The sequence below is a fragment of the Brevundimonas sp. M20 genome, assembly GCF_006547065.1.
GTDB lineage: Bacteria > Pseudomonadota > Alphaproteobacteria > Caulobacterales > Caulobacteraceae > Brevundimonas.
In genome coordinates this window covers 937,501-940,000 of record NZ_CP041243.1, presented here as the reverse complement: position 1 = coordinate 940,000, position 2,500 = coordinate 937,501, and the positions used below count along the sequence as shown (strand labels likewise).

The window sequence follows — 2,500 nt, the reverse complement described above, 5'->3', positions numbered from 1 at the left end:
CCGGCATGACGCTGAACGGCGGCAAGTACGCCTGCAGCGCCGCGCGCGAGCGCGGGACATGCAAGAACAACAAGATCATCGCCGCCCGCACGGTCGAGGATCGCGTTCTCACGGGCGTGCGCCGGCACCTGCTGTCGCCGGAGGCTATCGCCAGCGCCGTCAGGATCTTCCACGAGGAGCAGTCCACCCGCCGTCTGGAGGCCCTTGCCGCACGAGCCCCTACCGAGCGCGAACTGAACGGGATCCGCCGCAAGCTGGAGCGGGCCCGGATGATGTTCACGGAAGAGATGATCACTATAGACGAGTTGAGGGCCCGCGCGGCCCCGTTGACGTCACGCAGGTCCCAGCTCGAGGCGCTGATCGCCCCCTCGCCTTTCCTCATCGTGGCGCAACTTTCCCCCAGCGCGCGGAAGAGGATCGCCCGACTGGCCGATGCGCCGCAGCTGGCGATCATGGGCGACATGGGCGAGGACCTTCGGCGCGGGGGGTGCAAGCTGATTGAGGTCGTGGAATTTGTACCGCCGGAAGAGCTGGGCCGGTTCGAACCGCACGTCCGCGGACATCTCGCCGGCCTGCGCCAGATTTCCCAGGCCTGAAACGGCAAAAACCCCGCCGTTTCGGGCGGGGTTTCTGATGTGCCTCACCGGCGTGAGGTATCTTGGGTGCGGGAGCAGGATTTGAACCTGCGACCTTCAGGTTATGAGCCTGACGAGCTACCGGGCTGCTCCATCCCGCGGCAGGGTGGTGTGTGAAGGAAGGTGTTCGAGGAGCGATCTTTTGGGATCGAGTGCAATACTTTCTATCCGACTGGTAGACCCGGCGGCGACCTACTCTCCCGCGACTTAAGACGAAGTACCATCGGCTCTGGAGGGCTTAACGACCGAGTTCGGAATGGGATCGGGTGGGGAACCTCCGACATAGCCACCAGGTCAACCAGGCGGATAGAAGGATTGCGAAGAAGACATTGTCAGCCTTGCGTTGTTGCAAGGTAATCGAATGAGTTTTGCTGAGAAACGATCAAGCCGATCGGATTATTAGTACCAGTAAGCTTCATGGGTCGCCCCACTTCCACACCTGGCCTATCAACGTGGTAGTCTTCCACGATCCTCAGCGAAGCCTTGTTTTGAGGTTAGTTTCCCGCTTAGATGCTTTCAGCGGTTATCTATTCCGTACATAGCTACCCTGCTGCGCAGCTGGCGCCACGACAGGTCCACCAGAGGTACGTCCATCCCGGTCCTCTCGTACTAGGGACAGATCCTCTCAAGCTTCGAACACCCACGGCAGATAGGGACCAAACTGTCTCACGACGTTCTGAACCCAGCTCACGTACCACTTTAAATGGCGAACAGCCATACCCTTGGGACCTGCTCCAGCCCCAGGATGTGATGAGCCGACATCGAGGTGCCAAACTTTGCCGTCGATATGGACTCTTGGGCAAAATCAGCCTGTTATCCCTAGAGTACCTTTTATCCGTTGAGCGATGGCCCTTCCACGCGGGACCACCGGATCACTATGGCCGACTTTCGTCTCTGCTCGACTTGTCAGTCTCGCAGTCAGGCGGGCTTATGCCATTGCACTCGACGACCGATTTCCGACCGGTCTGAGCCCACCATCGCGCGCCTCCGTTACACTTTAGGAGGCGACCGCCCCAGTCAAACTACCCACCACGCCATGTCCCGGGACCGGATAACGGCCCTCGGTTAGACGTCAACGACAGTAAGGGTGGTATTTCAAGGATGACTCCACCGGTGCTGGCGCCCCGGTTTCATAGTCTCCCACCTATCCTACACATACGGTCGCTAACGCCAAGGCGAAGCTATAGTAAAGGTTCATAGGGTCTTTCCGTCTGACCGCGGGAACCCCGCATCTTCACGGGGAATTCAATTTCACTGAGCCTGTGCTGGAGACAGTGGGGAAGTCGTTACGCCATTCGTGCAGGTCGGAACTTACCCGACAAGGAATTTCGCTACCTTAGGACCGTTATAGTTACGGCCGCCGTTTACCTGGGCTTCAGTTCGACGCTTTCACATCTCCCTTTAACCTTCAGGCACCGGGCAGGCGTCAGACCCTATACGTCGCATTGCTGCTTCGCAGAGCCCTGTGTTTTTGCTAAACAGTCGCTACCCCCTGGCTTGTGCCACTCAGTCCAGCTTGCGCTGGGTGAGTCACGCTTATTCCGAAGTTACGCGTGCAATTTGCCGAGTTCCTTCAGCACAGTTCTCTCAAGCGCCTTGGTATACTCTACCTGACCACCTGTGTCGGTTTCGGGTACGGTCTCTGCTGGAGTTATTTCCAGGGACAACTTCGCTGCCAGGACAATCCAATAAGCCCTGACAACTTACGCCATCCGTCACTTCCAGCTGGTGCAGGAATATTTACCTGCTTCCCATCGACTACGCTTTTCAGCCTCGCCTTAGGGGCCGACTAACCCTGCGCAGATTAGCTTTACGCAGGAACCCTTGGTCTTTCGGCGACAGTGTTTCTCACACTGTTTATCGTT

The 2,500-nt window shown here is 58.1% G+C and carries 1 protein-coding gene, 1 tRNA gene and 2 rRNA genes (1 of these 4 cut by a window edge); 1 reads left to right on the top strand and 3 read right to left on the bottom strand.

Annotated features, from left to right (window positions below; genetic code table 11):
• Positions 1 to 5: 5 nt before the first annotated feature.
• The gene (locus FKQ52_RS04525; protein WP_240811739.1) at positions 6 to 596 is read left to right on the top strand and encodes a hypothetical protein; all 591 of its coding nucleotides are present in this window, start codon (positions 6 to 8) and stop codon (positions 594 to 596) included.
• A 63-nt stretch (positions 597 to 659) separates the two neighbouring features.
• On the opposite strand, the gene FKQ52_RS04520 is transcribed toward FKQ52_RS04525, so the two are convergent.
• The 3 genes from FKQ52_RS04520 to FKQ52_RS04510 form a co-directional block, all read right to left on the bottom strand.
• Positions 660 to 736, bottom strand: a tRNA-Met gene (locus FKQ52_RS04520).
• A 78-nt stretch (positions 737 to 814) separates the two neighbouring features.
• Positions 815 to 929 (bottom strand): 5S ribosomal RNA (gene rrf / locus FKQ52_RS04515).
• Between the two features lie 84 nt (positions 930 to 1,013).
• Positions 1,014 to 2,500, bottom strand: a 23S ribosomal RNA gene (locus FKQ52_RS04510); it runs 1,301 nt beyond the window's last position.